The organism is Blastopirellula sp. J2-11 (assembly GCF_024584705.1).
Lineage (GTDB): Bacteria > Planctomycetota > Planctomycetia > Pirellulales > Pirellulaceae > Blastopirellula.
In genome coordinates this window covers 4,138,763-4,165,647 of record NZ_CP097384.1, presented here as the reverse complement: position 1 = coordinate 4,165,647, position 26,885 = coordinate 4,138,763, and the positions used below count along the sequence as shown (strand labels likewise).

Below are 26,885 nucleotides of genomic sequence, written 5' to 3'. Positions count from 1 at the left end.
TGCGCAGGTTTGTTGCGATATTCGCATTGTAAGCCAGTTGTCTTGGCACCGAGCTCGTCCATGGTTTTGCGAATGTCGATCAGAGGGTTGGAAATTGAGGTTGAGTGTTACTTATCGCAATCTTAATAATCAAGTCATTGAGGTTATTTCCAGACGTGGTAGTTTCGAGTCTTGATGTTGGAAGGATTATTTCCTGTCGAAATTTTACATTCCATTGGATAGCCGATGAAAACGCCTTTGCAATCTCTGCGCGACGACCGTGCGGTAATGGAAGATCTTCATGAATTGTTTAACAACAAACGTCGAAAAATCGACGCCATGGAGAGCGTCCAGGATCTAACCCAGATCGGCCATCGAGCAATTGTTGAATTCCTGGAAGAACCAATCGGGCCGACCGAATCGCACGATCCAGAGAGCGCCTACTTTTCAGAGGCAATTGTAATGGCCACAGGCCGTCCATCGCTTTTGATCCAAGATGGTCGCATTCAACTTGCATCGCTGCAATTACCAAGCCTGAGGCAGCGTCTTCAAGACAATTTGGCGACCATTGAAGCCCCCATTCCATCGGTCGGCCGGATCGAGTTATTGCATCATCCGGACTATGAATGGATCGGAACCGGATGGTTGCTCGCAGACAACGTTCTGGTCACAAACCGACATGTCGCCGAAGTCTTCAGCGAACAGCAGGGAATGTCGTACCAATTCCGCCGAATATTCGGTGCGACGATTGAAGCGCGGGTCGATTTCCTGGAGGAGCACCGCCGCGCAGATTATATTGAAATTGAAATTCAGTCGATCTTATTCGTATCGCCTGCAGGCGCCGCCCATCCAGATATCGCGTTTTTGAAAGTCAAGCAGAATAACGACTTACCTAGCCCCTTGGAGTTGGCTGTGGATGACGCCGAAGAGCAATCCGATGTAGGAATCATCGGCTATCCGGCTTGGGATGGTCGTCGAAATCCGGGCCCGGCGATGGCGCGTATTTTCCAGGACATTTACAATGTCAAACGCTATGCGCCAGGGCGAATCGCAGATGTTCGTGACGGCGTGTTCACGCATGACTGTTCGACGCTTGGAGGCAATAGTGGTTCGCCAGTTCTCAATCAAGCAACCGGCAAAGTCGTGGGACTTCACTTCGCTGGTCGTTTCATGTCCGAGAATTTTGCGATTCCGATGACTGTGATCAAGCAGCAACTCTTACGGATCACTGGATCGTCGTCCGTAGTCGTCGGCGGCGATGACGCGCCATTGCCATTGGAATCATTGGAAAACCGGGAAGGATATAGCGAGTCATTTCTGGGAAGAGGCCGCTATCGCGTACCGTTTCCAAGTCTCACCGGCGACTTGATCGACGATGCTGCCCCAGTCAAAGGGCGGGAACGTTCCCGCGGCGTCAGTAAGTTCGTGCTCGACTATACGCATTTTTCGGTGGTGATGAACAAGAAACGGCGTCTGCCGTTTTTCACTGCAGTCAACATAGACGGCAGTCAGGAGGTCCTACTACGTCGACGAAATACGCAATGGAAGCTTGATCCCCGGATTGATCGTGACCACCAGTATGGCAATGAGTTGTATGTGCGCAATAAACTGGACAGAGGGCATATGGTCCGCCGACTTGATCCGGTCTGGGGTTCGGACGATGAAGCCGAGCAAGCCGATACCGACACGTTCCACTACACGAATTGCGCACCTCAACATCAAGATTTAAATCAAAGGACATGGCTCGATCTGGAAGATTACCTCTTGCAAAATACTACCCAGGATGACCAGAAGCTGACCGTCTTCACTGGGCCAGTCTTTACGGAAAACGACACGTCCTTCCGTGGGACTACACTGCCACATGACTTTTGGAAGGTCGCCGTAATGGTGTATCGAAATAAACTTCGAGCGACTGGTTACATGCTGAGTCAGAAGGAATTCATGGACGACCTCGAATTTGTCATTGGACGCTTCAGGACATATCAAACGCCAATTCGGGTCATCGAGCAGGCAACCGGCATCAGTTTCAATGGTTTACGCGAATTTGATCCGCTCGAATCCGTCGAATCGTTCGCATTCCCCACCATTAATGGTCCCGCCGATCTCGTCTTGTAGTGCATAGTCACGAGCCACATTACCCTGGTGCAGTTGCGTTTGGATCGGCCTTTTTCAAGACGGATGGCTCATGCGAGTTCTATGTCTCCATGGCGTCGGCGGGCATGCCTCTGGCGGAGTTTGGCAAGAGGACTGGAAGAATGCGATGCGTCGTGCTTGCCGTGGCCTCGACTTCCAATTTAGCTTCAATTTTCTTGAATACGATCATATTTTTGAACGTTATCCGATCAGCTACACGGATACGCTGCGGGCGATTTCGATGCTGGCCGCCAGCGGCGCTACCCAGCTATGGCAAAAGAGCACTTCCGCCGAAGGGTTATTCGACGGCCTGAATCAAAAAGCCCGTTTGACCGCAGGAATGGTAGTTCAGTGGGTTGCAAACAACGCATTGCGAGAAGAGCTCCGGGAAGCCGTTCATAAGGAAATCAACCGGTGGCGGCCAGATGTCATCTTGGGGCATAGTCTTGGATCACTCGTAGGTTACGATGTTCTGACGCACCCGATCGATCGCCCAAAATTTCGGAATGCTGCATTCGTTTCGTTTGGCTCCCAAATCGGCAATCCGTTCGTTGTAGGCAACTTCATGGCTGGGCGAATCGAACCGATCACGGATGTGAAATGGTATCACCTCTACAATCGCTGGGATGATGTATTTACCCATCGAATACGTCTATTCGATTCTTCCTTTGTCGAGATCGATACGCCGTTTGGCCAATGGCTTTCGTGGGGAGACCACAATCCTGCGGAATATCTTGCGCACCCGCAAACTGTGGAACGTGTATGGCCTATGCTCTTGGATCGTGACCAAGCAGAATTCATTACATTAGTGGCGGAAGAAAAACAGACGCGACGGGAACCCACAACGAGAGCACTTTTGGTTGGGATCAACGAATACCCCAATCCTCGGCATTGCTTGCAAGGTCCCATCAACGATGTATTTCTCATGAGCAGCGTTCTGCAGGAGAACGGGTTTTCACCGGATCACATTCGGCTACTCGTGAACGATCGCGCCACGGCGGCTGGTATTCGCGAACGTCTGGAGTGGCTGTTTCATGATGTTCAGGACGGCGATCGCCTTGTGTTTCATTTCAGTGGGCATGGTACCGCCTTGCCTGGTTACAATGCTCAGACTGTAGTCGACCGGATCTATGAATGCCTTGTTCCGTACGACTTTAACGGATCGATATCTTCGGCCGTTACGGACGAGCAAATCTACGAAATGTACGTCAATCTTCCCTATGCCGTCCAAGTAACGATGATTTTGGACTGTTGCCATGCCGGTGGCCAGGCACGCGCGGGTGCCCCGATTCGTGGGATCGATCCGCCGGAAGATATCCGCCATCGTGCGATGCGATGGGATACTGAACGACAGTTGTGGATGCGGCGAGAACTGAAGCCGCTAATGGGCGACCTAACGCTCGATTCCAATCGAATGGAATCGTTTGCGGGAGAAGATGGAGCGACGCTTCGCATGGGGCGTGCTCTTCCAGTACGTCGACTTCCGACACGCAGTTCCGCCAACGTCGCAATGATCGTGGCCACAAAGGTCCCTATATGCCTGTCATTTTACAGGACTGCAGGATGGATGAGCAAGCGTACGAATACTTTCATGGCGGAGTGGCCTACGGAGCATTTTCTTTTGCTATTGGCTATTGCTTACGCCGGTCACGGCTGCGTAACGACAAGCGTCTCCGACTCAGTACGATGGCGTTAATCGACGAAGTAAGTAAGGTCATTCGCGAAGACTTGAATCTTCCCCAAAACGCGACGGTGGTCGGACCAACGGCCATTATCGCACGTCCCTCGCCAATTTTGCAATATTAAAGGTGACGCCTTAAAGCGGTTGTATCTGCCAATTGATTCGCGTAGTCGCTTAGCCAAGCCATGCTCGTGGAAGGTCGTAACGCGTTGCCGCTGCGATCGCAGCTCGGGCCTGCATGGGCCGGACCTATGCTTCGTGATGCGGTATCAAAGCGCGTTCAAATTTTCGAATGAGCGACATTGAACGAACGGCCAGAGATAATTTCGCTTCAGCCGTCAACTTGCATCGGTCACAGTTAGCATATCTCGACGATAAGTGCTAACTCCAAGTCTCTTCGGTGTTAAGCCAGATAAATTTTCTTGTCCTCTTGGTTCGTTTGAGAATGGCCGTTCAGAGGTGACGAGATGACATTTGCGTTTTTTCGACTTGATACAGAATGGGTACAGTAAAGCTGGACCAGCGAGATTAACGGAAGGTTCGAAGGCGGCGAAACTGCAAGATAAGTGTAAAAAAAAGATGGGCGAAAAGGGATTCGAACCCACGGTCGAGGAGTCACTTCCTGCCACAAACAAAAAGAGCCAGATGCGAATGGCACGAGCTTAACTCTAAGCCGCTGTTGCGTAACGATTTCGAGGCGTTTGCATTAGTTTATACGCTTTCGGCCGCCGTTTAAGTTCTCGTGGTTCATTCCGGTCAGGGCGAGCGCCGACTTCCAGTTGGCGGATCGTTTGCAAGAGGTTTTCCCACTGGGACTCTTGTTGCTTCGTGTTCCAGCGGAGTGCGGCGGCGAACTCTTCGATCGCTTGCATCGCTCCGGTAAAGCTGAGCCGCCACGGAGGCAGGCGAAATTTCAACGCCGTCGCCAGCATCGCGGCCCGCACCAGATTGTAGCCGATCATGTGGCAGTGAAGTTCCTTCACAACCATCGCCGGACTTTTGCAGCGGAGGTGGTCCATTTGCATTTGCGTTTTCAAGCTCCGGATATGCAACTCCGCTTGCCAGCGGCGACGATACAAATCGGCCAAGTCTTCCGCTCGATAAACGTCAGCCTGTAGCAGCGTCGTCGCCAACGTGATTTGACGCGTCCGAAATCCGCGCTGCGTGACTTGATATCGCAAGTGACGTACGAGAATCGACGACGGGTAGCTTTCATATTCCCGCTGCGTCATCCACGTCGGCCGCTGCGGCTTCGAATAGCTCACGACCTGATCGCAGTCCCCTTGGCGCAAGCCTCGGCGAAAGTCGATTTTGCGAAGATGGTGCGCGCGAGCCACGATATCGATCCCGCGCAGTTCCGATAAAGCGAGCAGCCAGAAGCTGGCGTAGTAACGATCGGCGAGCACGATTTCTCCCGAGTGAAACTGCGACAAGAGCGTTCGCAACAGTGACGTCTCGCCTGTCTCCTTGCCGGCGTAACGTCCCATCGCAAACATCGTCGCCGCGCCGGTCGCTAACGAAAAGAGATGCACGATCCGCGTCAAGGGGAAGCCGCAGCCAGGCTTCTGGCTTTTCATTTGCGGATAGGCGGTTTGATTCGCGCGGGTGTCAGCCATCGTGACGGTCGTGCCGTCGACGATGACCACTTCGCGTCCCTGGAACCGCCAATCGCCGACGCCAGCTTCATCGCACTTTCGCGCCGTCCAAGCGAGCAGTCGTTGAAACAATGCAATCGGCAAGCGGCGCCGCGCTTGGCAATAGGAAGTGGTGTCGCCGCTGCAGCGCGGCAGCCCCTGCGCCATTCGCCAGGCGTTGAGACGAGTGACGACTTGCTGACAACTATGATCGGCTGACAGCGTCTGCATGACGAACATCCACACGACGACCATCGGCGAATAGATGCGCTGCCGAAACGAGAAGCCGATCTCTTGACAGATCGCGGTGACAACGCCGTTGGGCAGCAGCAACTCGCTGACGAAGATCGAAACGTTACGGAACTTGCTTTGAACTTCCTGCGGCGAAGCGTTAAACTGATCAGACACGGCGGGGCCTCCTGAAACGGCGATTGTTACACCACCAATTCAGCGAAGCTCCGCCGTCTTTTCAAATCATCTCGCTAAGTTGCAGTGACGAGCACCTGCTGTCGCAAGATCTTGCGACAGCACCTTTCGACGGTTACCGCATCCTGGGGCGGAGGCTTTAAGCTCGTGCCATTCGAGCCAGATGCAACTTTGGCAAAAGTGTCCAGGGAAATATCCGTGCACGAATTAATGCACGAAACGCCACAGAAATCGTCCAAGTCATGGAAATCTTGGAGTCGAAAATCGCAAAAAGTCTCGAGAAACAAAGAGTTGCAGCAATTCCCGGCTCCATTCGGGACGCAGAGAATTTGCTGAACCGATGAAAGATGAGAATGAAAAAACTAGGCTATTTTTGGGCAGCCAATTGTCCATGTGAGGTGGCGCCCGGAATGGAGACATATTGGTGACATATTTTCAGGGCCCCATCTGATAGTGTGCACATTCGATTCTCAGTCTGACTCTGGAGAATTGTATTTACGCTTCGTGGTCCCTCTTGCTTCTCCGCTTCGCGGCGGCGATTCATGCCGCGGCAGCGGGAACGCTTCTACCACAAGCAATCCAAGAGTTGGTAGCCCAGCATCGGTGGCCGGAAAATCCCGCCAGACACAAGACGCGACTCGCCGCAAACTTGCTGCTCGACCGGCCTTCGTCAAAACTGAAGGTCACGAACCTCGAATTTGTGTTTCGGCTCCGTTCGCAGAATGCGATACAGGGCCGAGTTGAGCGTGGCGGGATCGTCGTCGAAGCCGCCGTGTGAGTTGCTCTGCGATCGCTCGCCTGGCTTGCCGTCGGCGCCGCTGATAACCACACTGCAGAGTTCATCGACCTTCTTAGAGAAGAGCACGTTCATCATAGGGTCGACATATTCGGTAGCATCTTCGGTCGGCTGCACAAACCGTTGCATCCCCAGTAGCGGCGTCTCACGTTTTCCTTCGAATGCGTTGCTTACCAGGTAGAGCAGCGATTTTCCGTAGGGCCCCACCGTGTCGTCCCGCTCGCCGGCGTCGCTGAGCAGGTAGAGCGTCGGTAACGGACAGTCTTTGTTTTCGATATGGGGAACGACTAACTTCTTGAATTCTTCGACGGTAATCGCCGGTGCGAACAGCTGTATCGACTTCAGTGGAACGCCTGACTTGGCCATTTCGTCAAGGGCATAAGCGGCGAATATGGCGCCTGCACTATGACCGATTACGTGGAGTTCGGGCGACGAATCTACCTTATCGCCGAGACTCTTGAGAAGGTCCGCCACCCGCTTGGAAAGGATCTGCATTCCCCCCTTCGCCTTGGGGTGTCTTGATGCGAGTTTCGCGTTTTCCTTCATTTCGTCCCACAACGCCGTTCCCGGAAGTGCGACGGTCATCTCGATCGAACGGTCTTTGGCTTCCAATAGTCCTTCGCGAAACCGCTTTATCCAGGCGGCAGGCCCTGTAGCCCGATCGTCGGCGTCGACGAATAAATCTTCAAAAGCATGCAGCAGGGTCTCCTGAAAGCCGGTCTCCCACATGATATTCAAGGGATAGATTTGATTGGCCAGCATCTTGTTCTTGTAGGATATGACGCGGCGAGCGCTATAGTCAGCGCTGTTCAGGCCTCCGTGCAGATAGAGGAGGATCCGAATCTTGTCCCAGTCTTTCGTCTGTTCGGGAATCTCTTTGGTGATGAGTCGATCGATATCTTCCGAAGTGGTCCAATAGCGTCCGGTCGAAGAGAGTTCGCCGTTGTTTCCAAGATTGATGACGTAAGGACGGATCGCCTCTAGCGGAATCGCCGCCGCCGCGCGGTGAAGCCCGGAGGAAACGTCGGCGCCCTGAGCTTGCTCCCACAGATTCAGGCGTACTGGAACGCCCAACTGAACCACCCAGACGTCGGTCGCGTGCAGCAAGTAGTCTTCGTACGGCAGCAGGGCGAAACCTTCGTGCCCCCAATCGGTACCCCACGAATTTTGAATAATGAATCCGTCGTGCGTGTAGCCGACGATGGCGACGGCGTGTCCGCCAGTAGCGCGGCCGCGACGATGAATCACCGGAAATCGGCGTTTCCGCAGATTGCCGTTTTCAACGTAGACGATGTCGTATTTCGGATCGTCAGAGCCAACCGGTTCCTGCCAGCCCTGGTGAACCATGAGCGTCATGTATAGGCAGCCGTTCTCGACGATCGCGGCATGCATGTCTCGCACCTCGCGATGGGAGACGCGATAATAGGAGCCGCCAGGGTTGGCCAGGCTTTTTTGGGCGATGTCTTTGGTGAAATGCTGAATGCCGGCAGCCTGGTATTGCCAGTCATGCTCTTCGCATACGCCATGTGCGATCCAACCTTTGACCGCGCCACGCGCCGATGAACCCTCATAGTCTTCGCCAGGCCATTCGTCGTAACGTCGGGCGATCTCATAAAGCATTCGCGGACTGACGAAACGTTTCAGGTTACGACGCTTGAGGTGAAAGTTAATCACGGCGGCGAGCGCAAATCCCGTGCAAGCTCCCTCGACGCCTTGATCGAGAATCATCGGGACGTCATTGCAACTTATCACTTGATCGGGCAGCGGTTGCAAATGGGGCTGGTAAATCCAGTCGCGGATATCGATCCGATCAGGCACCGCATCGAATTTGCGATTGATCAAATGCGACGTCGGTTCGTCTTCCGGAGGACGTCGTTCGTCGGCGGTGGAGCGAGTCGTCTTCGGCGATTTCTTGATCTCTTTTCGCTTGGCCATGGTGACGAATCTCCGTGGTAAAGTCGGGTGGCGGTCGCAAGTTTAAGACGCTATTTCGTCTTATAGTGAATTCGATAGGGCTGACATGTGCAAGGATAACGTATGAGAGAAATTGGTTTGTGTGTAAAGCAAACTGAGGCGCTGGAAGCGTAGTTGGTGTGGGAGTCGCGTTAGGGAGGTGTGAAGTTAAGGGATTCGAACGATGCTCGCACGAGAAGTTGTTGATTTCGGTTGGACTAGAAGGTCTGATGCTTTTATGTGCGCATAGGCGCTTAATAAGATCTCGTAGTTGGGCGCTCCGTCTCTGAATTGCGGACCCTCGTTCGTTGACGCCAGTTAGGATTGAAGAAGATGAAAAAAACTGAATTGTATGAGTTGCTTCGCAAGATTGCCGAGCTCGCCAATAAAGCAGAGCAGGGGGGCGGCCAGGATGATGACGATGATGGTTCCGTTTCGTTCGAGAGATTTCCGGTTTGCACGCCCAAATCGCTCCCCCCTCGTCTGCTTGAGAAATCGGCCGACGTCGCGGTGGAGGTGAATCCGATGAACGCTCCGCAGATGGGGCCGATGGCCGCGTTGGGGGCGAGCTTTGACTTGACTCCGGCGCGAATTGCGGTGCTGACCTCGAAGTTTTGGGGATCGCAGCCTCGGCAATTGTCGGTCAGTTTTATGGAGACGACCTCGACGCAGCTACGTCGCCGAATCTTGCAACATATGAACGCGTGGAACCAAACCAGCGGAATTAGTTTCGCTGAAACGAACGGTACCGGCGAAGTTCGCATCTCCCGCGGAGGCGGCGGATATTGGTCCTATTTGGGAACTGACGTGCTGCTGATACCTCAGAACCGTCAGACGATGAATCTACAAGGTTTCACGATGAACACACCGGAAAGCGAATACTTGCGCGTCGTTCGCCATGAAACGGGGCACACGCTCGGATGTCCGCACGAACATATGCGGAAAGATCTCGTGAAACGGATCGACAAGAACAAAGCCTACGCCTATTTCCTGCGAACCCAAGGTTGGAGCCAGGCCATGGTCGATCAGCAAGTCTTGACGCCGCTTGATGAGAAGTCGCTCATGCGAACTCCAGCTGATCAGACTTCGATCATGTGTTATCAGCTTCCTGGCGAGATTACCAAGGATGGGGAGCCGATTCTGGGGGGAGACGATATCAATTCAACCGACTATCGTTTCATGGGCGAGATCTATCCCAAGTCGGATAACGCGTTTGGCGGCAGCGGCGCTGGTTTCTCCGCTGTTGACGACGACGATTGGGATTTCGAGTTCAAGTAGTTCCCAGGTGCGCCTCGTATAGCCGGCCGAGCTAGTCGACTAATTGGAGACGACGTTCTGAAGAGTCGAAGAGGATTGGCGTCCTGCGAACGATAGATGCCGGGACGCCGAGGCGAGAATGCCGGCGGTTCTTGTTTGGCCGGCGTTTCTACTTTTCAGTGAACTGGTGCGTTTGCGAAAGCATCGGCCGCATCTACCGATGCTAGCGTTAAGTCGCGCGCCCGTGGGGAGACAGCGCGCCAACCATCCCAGCCGCTTGATCGGCACTCGACTGTTGCCGCGCGCACGACCAACAGCAAGCGTTGCAGTGCTGGCGTCTCCCATACAAATGGTGCTCCCCTCGCGTATATTTCTAAATATACCGCCAAGGAGGGTCCGATAGAGTTTTCTGAATATGCGGTTTCTTTCTTGCGGCGTCACGCAAATTGTTGACGCACTGCCGTTTCGTTAGATGGATCGCAACTTACCGCACAGGAAACAACGATGGATCGCCCCAACCTCAAATCTACAATCACTGTACTTACGATACTGATACTAGCGCTTCCGCCTACGCCCCAGGCAAGGCAGGCGAAGGGGGAGGATCTTCATCAGCTTATCCAATATCTCGGAGCGCCCCTGAAGGCGGTACATCGTTCTAAACCGCAGACGAATCAGGACAACTGCATCGAAGAGCTGGCCAACGAACTCGATTGGCTCGAGCATCATTTGGATAAATACGGGTCAGTCGTCGCCAAGCATCCCGATATTTGGGGAGAGAGCCGACTGATGCGGCACCGCGCCGAATACGAACAGATCATGGAGACCCAGCTGGGCGGGTTCGAGGTGCGCATGAACGCCGCCCTAAGACGCAGCGACCAGGCCTTTCTAGGAATGGCGTTCGCTCTGCAGGCCGCCGTCAATGGAGAGCAGAGTGCTCCGGGGCTTTTCGGCCGTGGTTCCACCACTGCAACGGGGAGCACCACCACCACCGTTCAAAATCTGATTTCTGATCCGAGTGTGGTTACCGGCACGGGAGAAGACGGAAAAGCAATGTCGGTGATTAGTCGAACCGCCCCATTTGGCGGCACTCAATTCGAGTTCGGTAACGATACGCTGGCCCTCGAGCCGACGCTGCAACTCGATCAGATGTCGCGTTATCTGAATCACCTGCACGAACTCCGCCGGATCAATGAAGGGGACGACATCGCCGACTCACCCGGCTACTCGCTCAATCTGGTCCGTATTCCGGTATCGATTCTTCCTGGCGGGCACACCCGCGAAGGCTATGGCGCCGAGATCACCGTGATCGCCGAACCTTACCTGGGAGAGGACCTGCTTCCCACGACGTTTCGAAGCCTCGTCACGAACGACTTGGTCGACCTACTTTCCCCCGCGCTGGCGTCGATCGTCAATGAGCCTTCGATCATCGCACGCTCAGAGAGCATTCTGAAAATGCGGCAAGAGGCGGCGAATACGAACGATCTTGAGAAGAGAGATCAGCTTTGGAAAAAAGCGAATATAGAAAGCCGGCAGTTGGGCGACGGCGTCGATCTGCAAGAGCAGATCCATATATATCTTCCCTCAAGCAGGTCACGTCGGGCTCGTCTCCCGTTGCCGCCGTCGCAGATCGCGCAAGTCTTCGGTAGCGGCAATCTGCTAAACGTCGCGATCGATATTCGCCGCCGACTGGGCGGCGTCTCGGCCGAAAACCGAATCATCCACGAGATGGACATTCGCGGCTATTTGACCGGCGAGGTCCAGGCGGCCTACGAAATGCTGTCCGCCGCGGAAAAAGCTGATCTGTGGCACCTGTTCGCCCCGGGGCTCGCGACGGCGATTCGGCAGCGCGACGTGCAGGGGATTTCGAAACGCCGCTGCAACTTTAACAATGCAATCGCCTCGACTGGCGGCGTGCTCAGCGAAGGCTCTCCGTACGGCGCCAAATGCGCTTGCGACATAGACTTTTTCAATCCTTGTTTGGACGTAACTACTGCGATGGCCTGGGCGGTCATTGTTGAATCGGCGCTGTTGGACGAAAAACTCGCCCAGGACATGCGTGAGATCGGCTCCGCCAAGGGCTGCATGGAATGTGCCGAGGCGGTTGGCCCGTTCTATGGACCGAATCCTCATGACCAGGCTCGTTACGCCTTCAATGAGTATGTCCGCTGCCGCTGGCCGATTCGCGTCTTCGCACTTGATCCGGCCAATCAAGAACAAAACATCACCGACGAGTTCTCTCGCCGCCGAGAATTGCAAGTCGCGATCGCCCTAGCGTTCGCCGGCGGTGAGATCGGCGTCCAAACGCTGATGAATTATACGCGACGTTTGGAGTCTGACATGGCGACGATTGATCTCAACCGAACGGTCGTCGGTTTCTCGCATGGAAACGACACCTTTGGCTGGCGTTTCAATCCTCGCTTTCAAACTCCGCCGTTCCGCGGGAACCTGGCGACATTTGGCGAAACGCTGTTTGGCGGCCCCTCGGAGGACGCCGATCTGCGGAAGCGGCAATTGGAGCCAGGCATGCGCGAATGTACGGCGATCGTTGTTATGCCGTCGTTCGTCCCTTTCATGACGTTCGATGTTCGCAGCAACTGGTATCACCTGACGCATCCCAAGCAAACCGACCCAAGCATGCATGAAACGATGAAGCTGAGTCGGTCGATCAAGTCGATGCAGCAGTTGGCGATGACCTGCGGCCAGTGCGCCCACCTCTACCGCGACGGAGAGGTGAGTCGGCTGCTGCGGCGTGTTGACCAGTTGGAACGCGAGCTTCCGCTGCAAACGATGAGAGCTCAGATCCCATATGAAAATACGACCGGCGGATTTGAGCTGTTCAGCTCCGGCATCACCGATTTGGCGCCCGAGCTGATCGGTTGGTACGGCGAGCCGGGCGTCAATCGTAACGGCCCAACCACTCTATTTTTGATGGGTGATGGGTTTAGCGTGCACGAAACGCAATTGACTGCCGGCGGTCGTCCGGTTCCCTTTAAACTGCTGAGCCGGCAAGTGATGCAGGCAACGATTCCTCCGGGCGTTCAATTTGTACGGTCGGAGCCGGGGAGTCAGACCAATTTTGAAGAGGCGGTCGACCTGCACGTGGCGACTCCGTATGGCGTCAGCAGCCATCTGCATGTGCCGGTGGCGGTCCCCAACGCTGCGTCAGTCAACCAAGCGTTGGCGTTCGCCGAACCGGTCGCGGTTTCGATGAAGGCGACGGCCAAGGAAGGGGACAATGACAAGTATACGGTTGATATTGAAGACTTCAGTCTTATTGAACCGGGCGTCATCACGCTCAACTCGCCAGCATTGCTACAATTGACCGACGAACCGCAGATTCGGTTTCAGCTTGATCACGACGGGGTCTTGGTTGGATCGACGCCCTCGAAAGTGAGTGGATTCGATCCTCGTTCCAACACATTCTATATCGAAGGAGCCGATCTGAAGAGTCTGGTTGGTAGCGACAATGCGCCAACGCCAAGTGGTATGCAGCAGCAGATCAACCCCTATATCAAGTATCTTGTCGAAGAAACGAACCTAGCCGATGACTCGACGATTTCGATCCGAGCGCGGGCGTTTGTGATCACGAATCCACTGCGAGCCGCGGTGGAAATTCAGAACCCGCTAACGATTCGTGTGAAAGTCGATCGTGAGGATACGAAGCCTGCCGCCGCGGCGATGGGGAACTAGCGCTGCCGCGCAACGATAAGACGTCTCTCTGGCGAAGCGGCCTCCTCCGGGAGGCCGCTTTCATTTGCGCTGGGGCCCGGATTCCTAGGGCCGAACAGCGCCGACACGCAACTTCTTTTTTCCGAGCGTTCGCCCCTGCTAAAGAAATGCTCGCAGCCGGCGTCATCTCCCCCAGAAATTCATTTGTTTTTCGTTGAACCTCCTCAGTCGGGGTATTACCATTGAACGCAAAACCCCTTTGTTGGGGTGATTTTATACGCGGCGGAGGTGGCCTCTTTGGCGGGGCTAGGTTCGCGTCGTCGACCACGCATTGATGGCAGCAACGATAGAGGTTTGTGGAATGACTCGGTTTGCGAATCGCGGAAACGCCGTGCTCCTGTGGGGCGTAATCGTACCGTTGGGCCTGATTGCTTCGATATCCATTGGATGGGCGCAAGAGTCGCCGCCGACCCAGCCGGCGGCATCGCCATTCGACGCCGAACCGATTGCCGATGATCCCTTTGCCGCACCGCAAAAAGAGCCGGGCGGCGCTCCACCGCCCCCAATCAATCCGAGGCCAGCTGGGCGGAAGCCCGCCGAGGAAGCTGTTCTGGCGAAGATTCCCGAACTGAAGGTCGTGGAGTTAAGGCGAGGAGTAAAAGAAAAACCCGCTGCCGGTGCTGCTGCCGAGAGAGCCAAACCGGAGGATAAGCCGGAGAAAACCCTCGTTGCGTTTCGACATGAGCGCGGTCCCTGGGAGAAGGGAGAGCAGATCTTGATTCCACTGAATGTGGCCGAGAGTGATCTGCCAGACGTCTTGAAGTCGATTAGGGTGACGACTCAAGAGGAGCCCCCGAAACTGCTGTTTCGCGACTATTCCGTCACCGTTGTTAGCGATGACTTGCGAAATCAGATCGAAGCCCAAGCTGCCGGCCTGTTTTCAGGATCGCAATTTCAGATCAATGGCTTTCGGAAGATGTTGGCGGGGAAGGAAGTCATAGTCTCGGTTCGTCCTGCTGTGACAAAATTTTCGCTAACCATTCGTTCTTCGGACGCTGAAGAGTTGAAAGTCGGCGAGGTAGGGGACGCGAAGTCGGAGGAGCCGAACGAGCAACTCCGTGGACGCGTGCTCGGCTTTTCGAGTGATCAGAAGCTAATGCAACTCTCGAAACCGGCTGGTGATAAGGCGCCGGGACAAGAGGTGCGAGAGGTTCCGGTCGATCGCATCGAAACGATCCGCGTACTCGGCGAACCGGCGGAAGTAATCACGCAAGTGCGCAACCTACAAACCCATTTGGAGATTGGCGCGACGACCCTGGTGCTCACCGCGCTGGAGGACTTCCGGTTTAAGCTGGCGATCCAGTATCAAACCTCGATCGACCCTCCCAGCCGCCTGAGGTTGGATGGGGAGGTTCGCCAAATCGAAAATCAAGATGTATACGAAGAGGAGGTTTACTTTTCTGGTCAGGCCACGTTGGCCAACAAGTCCGCGCTTGACTGGAAATCGGTCGAGGTTCGCATCTTTCATGCGGACGTTAAAAAGTCAGATCCCATCTACCAACTGTTAGACGTCAGCGTGTCGCGCGGCGGCCAAAAGCAGTTTCCATTGCGATTTCCTGACGGCACGTTGGAACAGAAGCTTGGTTTTACCGATATCATCTATATCGCTGCCCCGGCCAAGGATGGAAATGTGAACGCGGCGCCAGCCCCGCTTCATGCCAAGCTTGTCGATCCGAATCGAGCATTGCTGGCCGACGAAGTCGTCTTCCGCCGCCTCGACAAGAAGCTTGATTCCGCTACGAAGTTTCTCTACTACAGTAGGGAGAAAACCCCCTTCTCCTTCGATAAAGATAAGAAAAGCACGTTGAATGTCGCCTCGACGCGGGCCAGCGATATTTTGTTCAAGGTAACCGGGATTGATGTCCGCAACACGTTCAACCTGGTAGGTCAGGGAGGACGCTCGGTGCGCTACGAACTGAGCGACGCCGTCGCTATCGACCTCTGTGACACGCCGGTTGAAATTGAAACTGGCGCCAGTTCGGATCTGGAACTGGTCGCGAATCCGGCGGAATTTCGCGCCGTGGGCAAGCGGGTTCAGTTGCTTCCTTTTGTCGGCGATAAGCATGCGTTTCATGTTGATCTGAAAAAGAAAGGCGGACTGTCGCTTCCCTACGCCGACTTACCGCCGGGGAACGATCCCGGTCAATTAAATTGGCTGGCGAGTCGTCTGAATATTCCTGACGGATTAACGGGACGAGACGTGGGGCAGCTCAACGCGGTTCGTACGCTGATTAATGGCGTCTGCGCGGCATTGAAGGCAGGCAATCCCAAAGCTGTCGAATGCTGTGGAAAAACCCCGCCAGCGGGCCAGATTGATACAGCGCCGCTGCTACAGGAAGCGAAAAGCGTCGCGGAGAGCGTGAAAGAGGAAATCGAGCGTTTTTTGGCGGACCTAGTCAAAGTTCCTTGCCGAGCTTGTGAAAAACGAGACCAGCTTGCCGCCGAAAGCATCGGGCTACGGGACTTGCTCCTATACGTGGACGAGATTCGTGCCAAAGAGGTGGAAGACGAAGCGCAACTGGAAGCGGTCGCCGCCCAACTGGCGGAAGTAGAGCGTGAAGTCACGGCGATTAGAACGAGTCGAGGCAATGCCCGGTCAGCCATCCAGAACGCCCTGGCGGCGGAAGCGCACCGCTTGCGGCTCCGATCGGTCGATATCCAAAATCGCATCGACAACGCCGACGACAAACTGGCATCCATCGCGATCAGAGCCAGCCAACAGGCGCCGCAAGCCGCCGCTAATACTCCTGGCAACGATCCTGGTAATGGCAATTCGGACGTCGTCATTCAGTTCTTCGAACTCAATGACGGAGAGTCGTCCGGTCCTATTATTTTACACAGTCAGCGGTAGTTTTCATGTCGGTTGTCTATCGTACGATCTGACAGACGTGAGGAGCTTCGAAAATAATCTGCTGGATTGCCTGCGTTTTCCTCTGTTCATCGCAAGTCGAGTCAGCTGAACCTGCTTCGGAGGGGTGATCAGCTAGGCAGCTTGGAAGTTCGAATCTCTGAAGTCGAAATGCTGGATCAGATTCTGAAAGGCGCTTGGTTAAGCAATGCTTCCAGGCAGTCGAGCAATACGGCAAAACGGAAGTTCGCTTTCGGCTCTGAAGACGCATGCGGCTTCTTGATAGTGCCAGAACAAGGAAAATTGGGCGGCGATTTCGTAGCGATCGCCGATTGGGCGGATGATAAGAAGGAGTGGGTGGCGAAGTTTCACGACATGAGCAAGAGACGAGCGAGGTGCGGTACTAAATCGTGAGCCAATATCTCTTCGGCAAACGCTTCGCGGAAGCGGACTTCGGTCACTGTAGCATCGAAGATTCGCTTCACTGGCAACTCAACTTAACGTTCGGCGAAGACCAAAGTCGCAGCCGAAAGGGCCACGCCGACATCAAATTCAGCCTGCTGAAGAAAATCAAACTGGCGAAGGTGGGAGTGAAGAACAAACGTCGAAAGCGGAAGCTCCGGGCCGCTATGAGGGGCTCGTAGATCTCGCCAAAGCTCCGTATTGGAACTATCTCACGACCGGTATATCAATCAACCAGCAGTAGCTGCAGGGATTGCGGCCACTCCGGCGCCATCTATGCCGTCTCTGTAGTGAAGGTGACGCAAATCGCCTAGCCGCACAGGTCGAACTCTCGAATGGCACGTAGTTCTACCCAAGTCGTTTCAGGATTTCACGTTTGACTTCATTCCTGGGCTTCATCATACGGTCGTACTTCTTCTGCCGTCGTTTTCTTTGCCTGGGCTCGAAGCGATCAGGGCGGTCGGCCACGCGATGTGTTGCGAGCGCTTCGAGTAATTGGTTGTATAGGTCTGCTCGGCGCAAGCCGTGCTGGCCTTGCATAGCGATCACCGGTTGAAAGGCTTCCAGAGTTTGCACAGCGCCTTTGAAGCTTATCGTGCGCGGCTTGATCTTCTGTTTGGAAGCGGCCTGGGCCATGACAGTCCGAATGAGGTTGTAGGCGAGGATGTGTGTCCAGATTTCCTTCCGGACCAACTCAGGCGTCTTGCATCGCAAGATGTCCATCTGCAGCGTTTGCTTCAGTGATCGCAGATCGAGTTCGGCGTTCCATCGTGCACGATAAAGATCCGCTAAATCGCTGGCGGTCACTTCTTCGGCATCCAGCAGCGTTGTAACCACGATGATGCTGCGGCTGCGGAACCCCGGCTGTTGAATCAGCACCCGCGTTTCGCGCATGGTGAGTTGATCGGGAAGTCCCTTGCGGGTCCGGTTGTCAATCGTGCGAATATGCGGCCTCGGCCATTCGACGAGATGGTCTCCTTTGCCCAAACGTTTCCCTCGTCGGAAGTCTGCCTTGCGACAATGATGGAGGCGAGTCACCGTGTGGATCCCGCGCTGCCGAAGTTGAAAGATTTCATACCAAGAACACATGTAGCGATCTGCAAGCATAATATCGCCTGAACGCAGCACCTCCCACAACTTACGAAGCATTCCTAATTCGCTGTGCCCCTTACCTGAATAGCTGCAGATGGCCAGGTCAATTATGGCTCCACAGGAGAGTGAGAAGAAGACCGCGATACGTGCCAGCGGAAAGCCAAGGCCTTCCGCCTGCTGAGGAGGTTGTGGATAGGCTTGTTGATTGTCGGCCGTATCAGGCATCGACACGGTAGAGCCATCGTAGGCCAGGACGCGGCGGTTTTTCCAAAGCCAACTTTGATCGGCATGGCCATCTAACGCTTGTCCTGTCTTCCGAGCGACCGTTGCGAAGAATTCTTCTGGCAGTCGTTTCCTGGCTTGGCAGTAAGCACTCGTCTCTGCTGAGCAGCGACGTTGGCCGCGTGAAACACGATGAGCAATCAGGCGGGCCACGGCCGCCCGACAGGAATGGTCCTGACTCAATGCCTGGCCAAGAAAAACCCAAAGAGTCACCAGCGGCGTGTAGATCCGATCCAGCCAAACAATTTCCAATGCTTCCAAAGCATGTGATATCGTTGCCTCAGACAGCACATCCGTGAATGGCAGCTCACCGTCTTGCGCAAACTGCTGCTGTAGAAACCGCACTTGCTGACGAAATCGTCCATCGTTAGAAAATGACATCCTGAGGCCTCCTTGCCAAAGATGGGTGTGTGACAACTCCATCTACGCAAGCGAGGCCTTTTTGATCTATGTCGATTCAGAGGAGCAGGTTACGAGAGAACTACGTGCCATTCGACGAACTGACCTGAGGGGCCTGTCGAGACTGCGAAACAGGCAATGGGGTGATTGCGACAGAAATGGGCAACGCGAGCTGATTCGTGACAACCTCCGTATCGATGTGCCGCACCAATGTGTCCAGTACAATTGGCTCGACAACGGAGTGCACGAATAAATGCACGAAACGACAAGGAAATCGTGCACTTCATGGAAATCCTTGGAGCCAGGATACACCAAAATCAACGAAAAATAGGGCGTTTCCGCAATCCCCAACTCCATTTACACCGAAGATGTCGGGGGTTCGAGTCCCTCATCGCCCACTTGCTTAAGGCCCTAAGTCATTGTGGCTTAGGGCTTTTTTGTGCGCTGATTTTCATGCCCCTTTTTCGTCTCTATTTGGGCATACTCCTTTTTTGATTTTGGCGGCCGCTTCGCCTTTCTTCTTGATCGCTTCTCCCGATCAAAACCCCAAGCCCAGCCCTACATATCAGCAATGTTTTTTTTCACACGAGGTAAATCTATGGCTGGTGTTGTCAGCAATTCGGGCGAGATATGCGCCCTTCAAAACGGCGATCAAATTATCAAACTCTGTCAGACCGATGTGACCCCTGCTGTTGATTCAACTACTGGTGATTTTGTCGAAGCGGATTTTGAAAATTATTCGGCTATCACTCTCGATGGCACAAGTTGGGGAAGCCCAGCTACAGATGGCGCTGGTGCGGCTGTGATGACCTATGGCGAAGCTTGCGTCTTTACGTCCACAGACGAAACAAGTCAAGACATCTACGGCAGGCGCCAATGCTGCCAGCAACAACGGCCGTTCTTGCCAATATTGATGGCCGATAAACGACGATTGCGTCGCAAGTCATAGCAAAAAAATAGTCACGAAAGACGTGTTGGCGAGCTTTGTGCACACTCAGCACACTTCGACGCTTCCCAGCCAGGGCGTCTTTTTTTAGGCACAGATCTTGGTCAGCTCAGGTGCCGATAGCCTCCGCTGTCATCAATTTCTTCTCCCATGGGTGATCTTCCCAGTTCGTCGATTGCGGTTTGATTTCTGAAGGCCTTATGCACCTGCATTGTAGGCCGAGAGAAACATCTCCTCTCGGCGCTGGCGCATTGGCATGACTGGCGCATTCATGTTGCTTTCTTCCATTCCTTAGACACCGCAGTGAGTTCCATGAGTATTCCTAACGATGACTTTGGTAAATCACCTGACGAATATTCGCCGCAACCTTCGGGAGCACCGGGGCAGGGTCCCGAGGAGTTCGATCCCAATGCCGACTACAGCAGCAGCGAAATCCAGGTCGCATCCGCACAGTCAGTCGGAACGATGCCGACCGAAGACGATCTGCTGGCGGCCAAGCAGGCATTGATTAAGCAACTGGGAGGAAGCGAAGTTATTGCTTCCGCGCAAAGCGCAGCTGGCACGCCTGAGGTCAGCGGGTTGGAAAACATCAAGGCCGTTGGTGTTGGGATGCGTGAAACTGGAGGCGCCTACACGGGGGAACTAGTCGTGAAGGTGTATGTCCAGACGAAGGCTCCCCAGTCACGCATTTCAGCCAGTACAGTCATTCCATCTGAAATCGATGGCATACCAACCGATGTCGAGGCGATCGGCGAGATTCGTCCTCTGGGATATACCGGCCGCTACCCTCGTCCTGTCCCTTGCGGCGTCTCGTGCGGGCACGTCAACATCACAGCCGGAACGATTGGCTGTCTGGTTATTTTGAACAACAATCGTTTGTGCATTCTGAGCAATAATCACGTGCTGGCCAATGAAAACGCCGCGAACCTTCGCGATCCGATCGTTCAGCCAGGACGTTATGATCAAGGGGCTTATCCCAACGACCTGATCGGCGTTCTGGAACGGTTTGAACCGATCAGCTTTACCAGCCCCAACCTGGTCGATGCCGCGGTTGCATGGACTTCTCGAGGACAGGTAAGTTCACGTCATGTCACTTATCAAATGAGCCCGACCCCGCTCGCGTCGGCGATTTCGCTTTCGGTGATGAAAAATGGGCGCACCACCCAATCGACGCAAGGCGTCATTACCGCACACCGAGTAGACAATGTTGTCGTGGGTTACAGTGGGGGCAGGGCAACTTTCAACGATCAGATTATCGTTCGTGGAATTGGCTCGGCGCCGTTTAGCCAGAGTGGCGACTCTGGTTCTATCGTGGTATCCAGCGGGAGCAAGCAGCCAGTTGGGCTTCTTTTTGCCGGAAGTTCGACGCATACCATTATTAACCCAATTGCGACGGTGATGCGTACCTTGGGCATTCGACAGCTCGTAGCAGGTTAGCGCCAGCTATCCGGGCTCGGTTCGGCGTGCATTTTTGTTCAACTGGAGGTAGGATAAACCGTGTTGGGCAAATTCCCATCGTGACGACTCTGGGAGACGAACCATGCCACATTCCGAAGAAGAACTCTATCAAGCGAAAGTCGCCCACGATCCCTGGTTAAGCAGCCAACTTGGCGTGGTGGGAACGGGGATTGGATTGAATCACGATGGTCAACTCTGCATTTTGATCCTAACGGCTGGAATTTCTGAGGCGACCAAATCACTGATTGTGGAAAGGCTCAGTGGTTACCCTGTCGGGTTTGAAGAGACGGGAGACTTCACTGCTCAGTAGTCCATGCGTGAAATTGGCATCGATCGCATTTACGATGTTTCCACTTCTATGTAGGCGTCGCAAGCGATTCAGTGTTTCAATTTGCGGCATTTCTGCTCCCAGGCATGCCAAGTCTTCTGCTTTCCCGCTTCGAGCCCACGATCGATGCGGGGTCGAATTAAGATTTTCCCTGGATATTTATGGCGGTTTCGCAATGACGAAACCTTTCCTGGTTTGCGTGTCATCCGACAGACGCTATGACATGCAATGGACACGTGTTTTAACGCTACCTTCATTTTTGATTTTATAGCTTCCGCAACTTCTAATCGATTCGCAGCGGTGATACAATCTCCACCACACCATGGCAGTACCGTGTACAGAGCTGGATGTAAGACCCATGAGATCTAATTCGCATGTCGCCGGTTTTACATTGGTCGAACTATTGGTTTCTATTGCGATCATCGGACTGCTTGTTGGACTGCTTTTGTCTGCGGTCCAGCAAGCCCGCGAGGCAAGCCGTAGAACGCAATGTTCCAGCAATCTGAAGCAGGTAGGGCTAGCTCTACATATATATCACGACGCTAACCGGCAATTTCCTTGCGGCGCCCAGCGACGTCAAGGTTACGGGCTAAGCTGGCTGACGGGTTTGCTTCCTCAACTCGAGCAAGGCAACGTACACAGCTTGATCGACCAGAAGTCAATCAACAACGGACTGGTCGGCTTTCCCCCTCCGATCGGCTCTAGCAATGGGTCGGCTTTAGAAGGAGTGGTGATTTCGGTATATCGCTGCCCTTCCACGACGCTTCCAGAGCTGATCAAGATCGGAACGTTATCACCAAATAACCACCTGTCGCCATCCTATGTGGGCATCTCTGGGGCAAGTTCCGACGATAGTTTTCCAGTTAACCGAGTCAGCGTTTGCTGCGTTTCGTCTCCAGACGGACAGATGTCGGCCGACGGAATCCTGATTCCCAACGCAGCCACACGTATGCGAGATGCTACGGATGGAACTAGTAATGTTATCTGCGTAGGTGAGACATCCAATTATGCCTTCGATGATGCTCAAGCCAGCTATCGTGTCGATGGTGCGTACCCTCAAAGTTGGATAACTGGCACCCTTGCAGTTGGAACGCCCCCGAATATGACCAACCCCGCTGGAGGCAGCAATCCGCCACCGCCGGCCTTCAATCTTACGACCATTCGCTATGCGCCAAATAGTCGTTATGGTCAGCCAGGAATCCACAACGGTCATGGTGCGAACAACCCACTCAACTCGTTGCATCCTGGGGGCGTTCAAGCATTGAAGCTTGACGGTTCGTGTTCCTTCGTCAGTGAGGCCATCGAACTTTGGACTCTCAAGAGTTTATCAGCCCGTGACGATGGAGAAGTCATCGCCAATTTGAATTGAAACATTGTTCGGGTATAGATCGCACTAACTTGACTCACACTCGTTGAATCACGATTTCTTGACAGCAGACCGCAGAGTCGTAGTCAGGAGGCAGAGGTTCTCAAATTATTTTTGGTGCTGTGACGAATGAATCTCACTCAATTAATGAGATTGTTTGGATGTTCTTATGTAACTGGTAAATGACTTGAGGGGAAAGGGCTTATATGAAGAAGATGAAACTTGGTTTGTCTTTGGCAATTGTGCTCGGACTGCTGGGCATTGTCCCTGTGTTCTCGCAGCAACCAACGCCAGCAATGAAAAGTGGTGGCACGGCGCAAACAGATGGCGAAGCGAAAACTGTCGCGATGTCAGGCGAACAGATCTGCCCTCAACAGCCAATTCTTCAAGTGGTTGAGCCCAGCTCAGGGCAATTGCTGACGCTATACGACGCCTACTACTTTGAAACTTGCGACGATGATCCTCAGGCAGACTATCTGATTGGCGACTATCCCAGCTGGCCAGAGCTTTGCGATGGGGCCTGCGAGTTTTCATTCGTTTGTAGTGTGGGCGACTGCACCTTCAATGGGCTGGCGGAAGGGATTTCCTTGGATCACGAGATGATCGTCACTGATCCGGTAGACCGGTATGGTACCGAGCGACTTACCAATCGGATTCCAGCGGGACGTGCGCGGGCCTCCAGTCGAAAGGCCCCGGTCCCTGGCCATACTAGGGAGGTGCTTCTGAAATATACGCCATCAAGGCAAAACCCTACTTACTACAAGGTTTTTGGGATCGATCCGGCTCGCACTTCACCCTGCGATCATGATCATTTTTTCGTCGCGCTTGAGTTGGCGGAAGAACCTTCAAAAATGGAACAAGCGGCATTTGACGTTGTTTCCTTTTCGGAAAGCGAAGTGACGCGACTCAAAGGCGCGCATGCGTTTCGCGTTAACCTGGGAGAAGGTTTCAGTGTTTTGCTGCTGATGAAAGAGAAGTAGGCGACAAGTCTGATCCGGTGTCATGTTCAGGCAGCGGAGATTCAAAGTCGTCCGGTACCAACCTGGGACTCGCACTGCGTACTCCTCGGAAACCTACGCCATGGCCTAGGACGCTGGAGGCCAGCCCCAAACGCCGCCGTGGTGAGCGTGCTTGCTCGTTCACCACGGCCTTTCCTTTGACCGCAACGTTCCAGTCTCCGCCCCGGACCACCTTGTTCTTCGTAAATTCAGTATTCACCATATTGACGGCAGGATCGCTGAGCTTCTGTTGGCCTGGATACAACGCCGAGATGTCTGTCATCGTCCACTCCGCTACATTTGAGCAGAGGCCATAGATCGGTGGATCCGTTTTGACGAAATCCTGCACCGGAGTTCCTACTGGTCCAAACTGCGTGCGGGGAGAAAACAATACGGCGAGATCCGCATTCATATCATGTTGCCAGGGAAATTCGACGGAACCTGCCAACGTCGCCGCATACTCGTATTCCCCTTCGCTAGGCAAACGCTTACCCAGTTGTTCGGCGCGGTGAACAGCATTGTCCCAGGTCAACGTCATTGCCCAGTCATCCGGAACTGCCTGGTAACGTCCATCGGCAGGAAGTCGATTTCCGTGGGACAACTGACGATAGGTCGCCACGTTCACTTCTTTCACATCCATATAAAAGGAGGGCATCCGGCGCTGATGTTGAGGGCATAGCGATTCACCCAGGCTTCCCATCAGGAATGCTTCACTTCCCTCGACGGGCGCCATTCCTTGCACTAGCTTTTGGGTTGAGAACAGCTGAATCTCGGGGAGTTCGATATGCCCATTTGAGATCGATTTCCAACGCAAATGTTCGTACGGACTACCAAATCCACCGGGGGACTCTTTCTTGCCAGGTACTCGCCGATAGACCTCGTGGAACAGGTCGTCGCTGACATGGGCGACCACCAGGTAATCACCTGGCGACAGGTCCAGTAAAATCGGCGTCGTATTGGGAGCATAGATAGCCGCTTTTGGCTGCGGCAGTTGGGAAATTGGATCCAGAGGATAGAAGACAACTTCGGCTCCCGTAGGCATGGTGTCAAGCGAGACGACCATATTCTCCGATTCGGCCGCTGTTGCTCCGAGCATGGCGTACCACGACATGCCCGCTACCAGGATTGCCCCTATTATGATCGTCGCCGTGAGACTAGGCGCACTTGAGAGTGTCCGTCTGCGCATCCGCTGCATCCAGCGTCGCGCCCTTTCCAGTGGCGTTGCTTGCCGAGCGATTACCGGGCGACCATCCAGAAAGTTCTGCAAGTCGGCGCTCAACTGCGCCGCTTTCACATATCGAACTGCCTGCTCCTTGGCCAAGCACTTCAAGCAGATTTCACTCAGATCGATTGCAATGGCTCGGTCAATCCGGTGTGGTTCCCGCGGCTCGGTCGCCACGATCTCCTGTAGCACCCGCTTCCCTTTGCCGGGAAACGGTTTCCTCCCGGTCAGCATCTCGTAGAGAATCACTCCCAGCGCGTAGATATCGGTCGTTGCATTAACTCGATCAGTTTGGCCTTGCGCTTGTTCAGGGCTCATATAGGCCAAGGTGCCGACAATCTCGCCATCGCGAACGAACGTTGTTCCACCGTCAGAATCAACGCACTTGGCAAGACCAAAGTCGGCAATCAGTGGGTTGCCTCTCTTGTCGAACAAAATGTTGTCCGGCTTTAGATCACGATGCACCACTCCCTTCGCATGCAAGTGACTTAATGCATCTGCCAACACCAAGGCAATCCGAGCAGCTTGGCGAGGATCGACCTTCCCTGACTTGATAAGCGCCGATAATGTGGTCCCTTCGATGAACTCCGATACGAGAAAGGGGAACCCATCGCAGTAGCCAAACTCATGGATCGTAACGATATTGGGATGCTGCAACCTAGCCAGCGATTGGGCTTCTCTTTCAAACTGGCGCTGTTCTTGAGGACCTGCCAATGCGTTTCGCAATAGCTTGATCGCAACGACGCGCCCCAGTGTTGTATCCCGGGCCTTCCAGACCGATCCAAAGCCACCTTCACCTATACATTGCAACAACTGATAATGACCGAGACTCCTAGGGATCGAGGCCTCGATATGGTTGGCCTTCAGTTCTCGCCTCAACGAAAGTAAGGTCTCAGCACAATTTGGAAATTGCTGGAGATAGGCATCAAGCGTAACTCGATCGCCTCGCTGCAGTCGATAAGCCACATCGACTCGAATCAAATCAGGCAGCAACGTTTCCATGCTTGTCAGGGAAACATTGCTGACAAATTGGGATATTTCAGGCGGAGATCCTGACTTCCAATGGTTTTCGAATGAGTCACAGATTTCGTCCAATTGATATGCGTTAATAAGCGCATGATCAATGGGTGTATTGGGATTCAATCGTTTTATCGACTCAGTTCGCGTTGCCATGCTTGACGGATCACGCTTCGTTTTCGGATGACGGTCGCCGTAGCGATTCCCAGTTCTTCACTAATTTCAGAGGTTGTTTTTCCCTCAATCGTCATCGTCGCAATTCGTTGCAACATGGGGCTAGGCAAGATATCGATCGCCCGTTTGAACTCATCATCCAGAGCGATCGCTTCTTCTGGTCCAGGCTCGCGCGACACCAACGCGAAGTAATTACAGTTTCCTTCCTGATGGATCGAGATTTTGGAATTCTTCCCTCCACGCTTGTCCGCCGTTTCGTGCCGCACCGCACTGACGACCTTCCTCTGAGTCATGGCTAGCAGCAGCCACCACAGCTCATCTCGATTCTGGACCGACTCAAACCGGCCCTTGCGCGCGCCATCAAAGAGGCTCTCGAACACAGACACCGCGATGTCTTCCGCTTCGACCTTGCCACCAATTACGTTTCCAATTCGTTTTTCCGCTTGATGCATCAAGCTTTGAAAATAGCGGTCCCACAGATTCTGGGCCGCCTCAGCATCCCCATCCTCAAGATTTCTAAGCCAATCGGAGACCGACTGGGAATCAGGCATTTCAAGTCCCTCAAGTGCTACGCATAAACTTACTTTTGTATTTTCCTCTGACCGGGAATGCAGCGTCAATATGTAGGGCATCGTTCCACTAAAAAAGAATCAATATCCAAGATCTCTCCACGCACGATCTTGCGGTTATTCCCTTAGAAGCACG

Annotated in this window: 15 protein-coding genes and 1 pseudogene; 11 read left to right on the top strand and 5 right to left on the bottom strand. The window is 53.9% G+C overall.

The features are described from left to right. Positions 1 to 225: 225 nt before the first annotated feature. Complete coding sequence (locus tag M4951_RS16440; protein ID WP_262022736.1) at positions 226 to 2,094, top strand: DNA/RNA non-specific endonuclease; 1,869 nt, start codon at positions 226 to 228, stop codon at positions 2,092 to 2,094. 145 nt (positions 2,095 to 2,239) lie between these two features. Then, positions 2,240 to 3,808, top strand: coding sequence for a caspase domain-containing protein (locus M4951_RS16435; RefSeq protein WP_262022735.1), 1,569 nt, complete (start codon positions 2,240 to 2,242; stop codon positions 3,806 to 3,808). Between the two features lie 653 nt (positions 3,809 to 4,461). Here M4951_RS16435 and M4951_RS16430 read toward each other — a convergent pair. Further along, positions 4,462 to 5,835, bottom strand: coding sequence for an IS4 family transposase (locus M4951_RS16430; protein WP_262022734.1), 1,374 nt, complete (start codon positions 5,833 to 5,835; stop codon positions 4,462 to 4,464). Between the two features lie 688 nt (positions 5,836 to 6,523). Next, positions 6,524 to 8,584, bottom strand: a complete 2,061-nt coding sequence (locus M4951_RS16425; protein ID WP_262022733.1) for a C1 family peptidase — start codon at positions 8,582 to 8,584, stop codon at positions 6,524 to 6,526. Positions 8,585 to 8,935: 351 nt separating this feature from the next. Between M4951_RS16425 and M4951_RS16420 the strand changes: the two genes are divergently transcribed. The 4 genes and pseudogenes from M4951_RS16420 to M4951_RS16405 form a co-directional block, all read left to right on the top strand. Next, positions 8,936 to 9,880 carry a M12 family metallopeptidase gene (locus tag M4951_RS16420; protein ID WP_262022732.1) on the top strand — a complete coding sequence of 315 codons (945 nt, stop codon included), beginning with the start codon at positions 8,936 to 8,938 and terminating at the stop codon, positions 9,878 to 9,880. A gap of 705 nt (positions 9,881 to 10,585) precedes the next feature. After that, positions 10,586 to 13,549 (top strand): hypothetical protein, encoded by a 2,964-nt coding sequence (locus M4951_RS16415; protein ID WP_262022731.1) that lies wholly within the window; start codon positions 10,586 to 10,588, stop codon positions 13,547 to 13,549. 340 nt (positions 13,550 to 13,889) lie between these two features. Then, positions 13,890 to 16,439, top strand: a complete 2,550-nt coding sequence (locus tag M4951_RS16410; protein ID WP_262022730.1) for a hypothetical protein — start codon at positions 13,890 to 13,892, stop codon at positions 16,437 to 16,439. 362 nt (positions 16,440 to 16,801) lie between these two features. Further along, positions 16,802 to 17,080 (top strand): annotated as a pseudogene (locus tag M4951_RS16405) (hypothetical protein); the annotation flags it as partial. 166 nt (positions 17,081 to 17,246) lie between these two features. On the opposite strand, the gene M4951_RS16400 reads toward M4951_RS16405, so the two are convergent. Next, positions 17,247 to 18,653 (bottom strand): IS4 family transposase, encoded by a 1,407-nt coding sequence (locus tag M4951_RS16400; RefSeq protein ID WP_262022729.1) that lies wholly within the window; start codon positions 18,651 to 18,653, stop codon positions 17,247 to 17,249. A 616-nt stretch (positions 18,654 to 19,269) separates the two neighbouring features. Here M4951_RS16400 and M4951_RS16395 point away from each other — a divergent pair. The 5 genes from M4951_RS16395 to M4951_RS16375 all read left to right on the top strand — a co-directional run bounded on the left by M4951_RS16395 (position 19,270) and on the right by M4951_RS16375 (position 23,749). Continuing rightward, the gene (locus M4951_RS16395; protein WP_262022728.1) at positions 19,270 to 19,620 is read left to right on the top strand and encodes a hypothetical protein; all 351 of its coding nucleotides are present in this window, start codon (positions 19,270 to 19,272) and stop codon (positions 19,618 to 19,620) included. A 309-nt stretch (positions 19,621 to 19,929) separates the two neighbouring features. Continuing rightward, positions 19,930 to 21,054 carry a hypothetical protein gene (locus tag M4951_RS16390; protein WP_262022727.1) on the top strand — a complete coding sequence of 375 codons (1,125 nt, stop codon included), beginning with the start codon at positions 19,930 to 19,932 and terminating at the stop codon, positions 21,052 to 21,054. 103 nt (positions 21,055 to 21,157) lie between these two features. After that, complete coding sequence (locus M4951_RS16385; protein ID WP_262022726.1) at positions 21,158 to 21,385, top strand: hypothetical protein; 228 nt, start codon at positions 21,158 to 21,160, stop codon at positions 21,383 to 21,385. Positions 21,386 to 21,761: 376 nt separating this feature from the next. Continuing rightward, positions 21,762 to 22,772: a DUF1559 domain-containing protein gene (locus M4951_RS16380; protein ID WP_262022725.1), complete on the top strand. Its 1,011-nt coding sequence runs from the start codon at positions 21,762 to 21,764 to the stop codon at positions 22,770 to 22,772. Between the two features lie 203 nt (positions 22,773 to 22,975). Further along, on the top strand, positions 22,976 to 23,749 hold the full coding sequence (locus M4951_RS16375) for a hypothetical protein (RefSeq protein ID WP_262022724.1): 774 nt from the start codon (positions 22,976 to 22,978) through the stop codon (positions 23,747 to 23,749). On the opposite strand, the gene M4951_RS16370 is transcribed toward M4951_RS16375, so the two are convergent. Together M4951_RS16370 and M4951_RS16365 are read right to left on the bottom strand one after the other, a co-directional pair. After that, entirely contained in the window at positions 23,718 to 26,162 is a 2,445-nt protein-coding gene (locus M4951_RS16370; protein ID WP_262022723.1) for a bifunctional serine/threonine-protein kinase/formylglycine-generating enzyme family protein, read from the bottom strand. The genes M4951_RS16375 and M4951_RS16370 overlap by 32 nt on opposite strands. Then, positions 26,138 to 26,812, bottom strand: coding sequence for an ECF-type sigma factor (locus tag M4951_RS16365; protein ID WP_262022722.1), 675 nt, complete (start codon positions 26,810 to 26,812; stop codon positions 26,138 to 26,140). The genes M4951_RS16370 and M4951_RS16365 overlap by 25 nt, the downstream gene beginning before the upstream one ends. Positions 26,813 to 26,885: the final 73 nt, after the last annotated feature.

Coding starts and splice junctions, on each gene's coding strand:
- M4951_RS16375 (WP_262022724.1), top strand. CDS start 22,976: ATGAAGAAGATGAAACTTGGTTTGTCTTTGGCAATTGTGCTCGGACTG.
- M4951_RS16420 (WP_262022732.1), top strand. CDS start 8,936: ATGAAAAAAACTGAATTGTATGAGTTGCTTCGCAAGATTGCCGAGCTC.
- M4951_RS16425 (WP_262022733.1), bottom strand. CDS start 8,584: ATGGCCAAGCGAAAAGAGATCAAGAAATCGCCGAAGACGACTCGCTCC.
- M4951_RS16385 (WP_262022726.1), top strand. CDS start 21,158: ATGCCACATTCCGAAGAAGAACTCTATCAAGCGAAAGTCGCCCACGAT.
- M4951_RS16400 (WP_262022729.1), bottom strand. CDS start 18,653: ATGTCATTTTCTAACGATGGACGATTTCGTCAGCAAGTGCGGTTTCTA.
- M4951_RS16370 (WP_262022723.1), bottom strand. CDS start 26,162: ATGGCAACGCGAACTGAGTCGATAAAACGATTGAATCCCAATACACCC.
- M4951_RS16395 (WP_262022728.1), top strand. CDS start 19,270: ATGGCTGGTGTTGTCAGCAATTCGGGCGAGATATGCGCCCTTCAAAAC.
- M4951_RS16440 (WP_262022736.1), top strand. CDS start 226: ATGAAAACGCCTTTGCAATCTCTGCGCGACGACCGTGCGGTAATGGAA.
- M4951_RS16410 (WP_262022730.1), top strand. CDS start 13,890: ATGACTCGGTTTGCGAATCGCGGAAACGCCGTGCTCCTGTGGGGCGTA.
- M4951_RS16390 (WP_262022727.1), top strand. CDS start 19,930: ATGAGTATTCCTAACGATGACTTTGGTAAATCACCTGACGAATATTCG.
- M4951_RS16435 (WP_262022735.1), top strand. CDS start 2,240: ATGCGTCGTGCTTGCCGTGGCCTCGACTTCCAATTTAGCTTCAATTTT.
- M4951_RS16365 (WP_262022722.1), bottom strand. CDS start 26,812: ATGCCCTACATATTGACGCTGCATTCCCGGTCAGAGGAAAATACAAAA.
- M4951_RS16380 (WP_262022725.1), top strand. CDS start 21,762: ATGAGATCTAATTCGCATGTCGCCGGTTTTACATTGGTCGAACTATTG.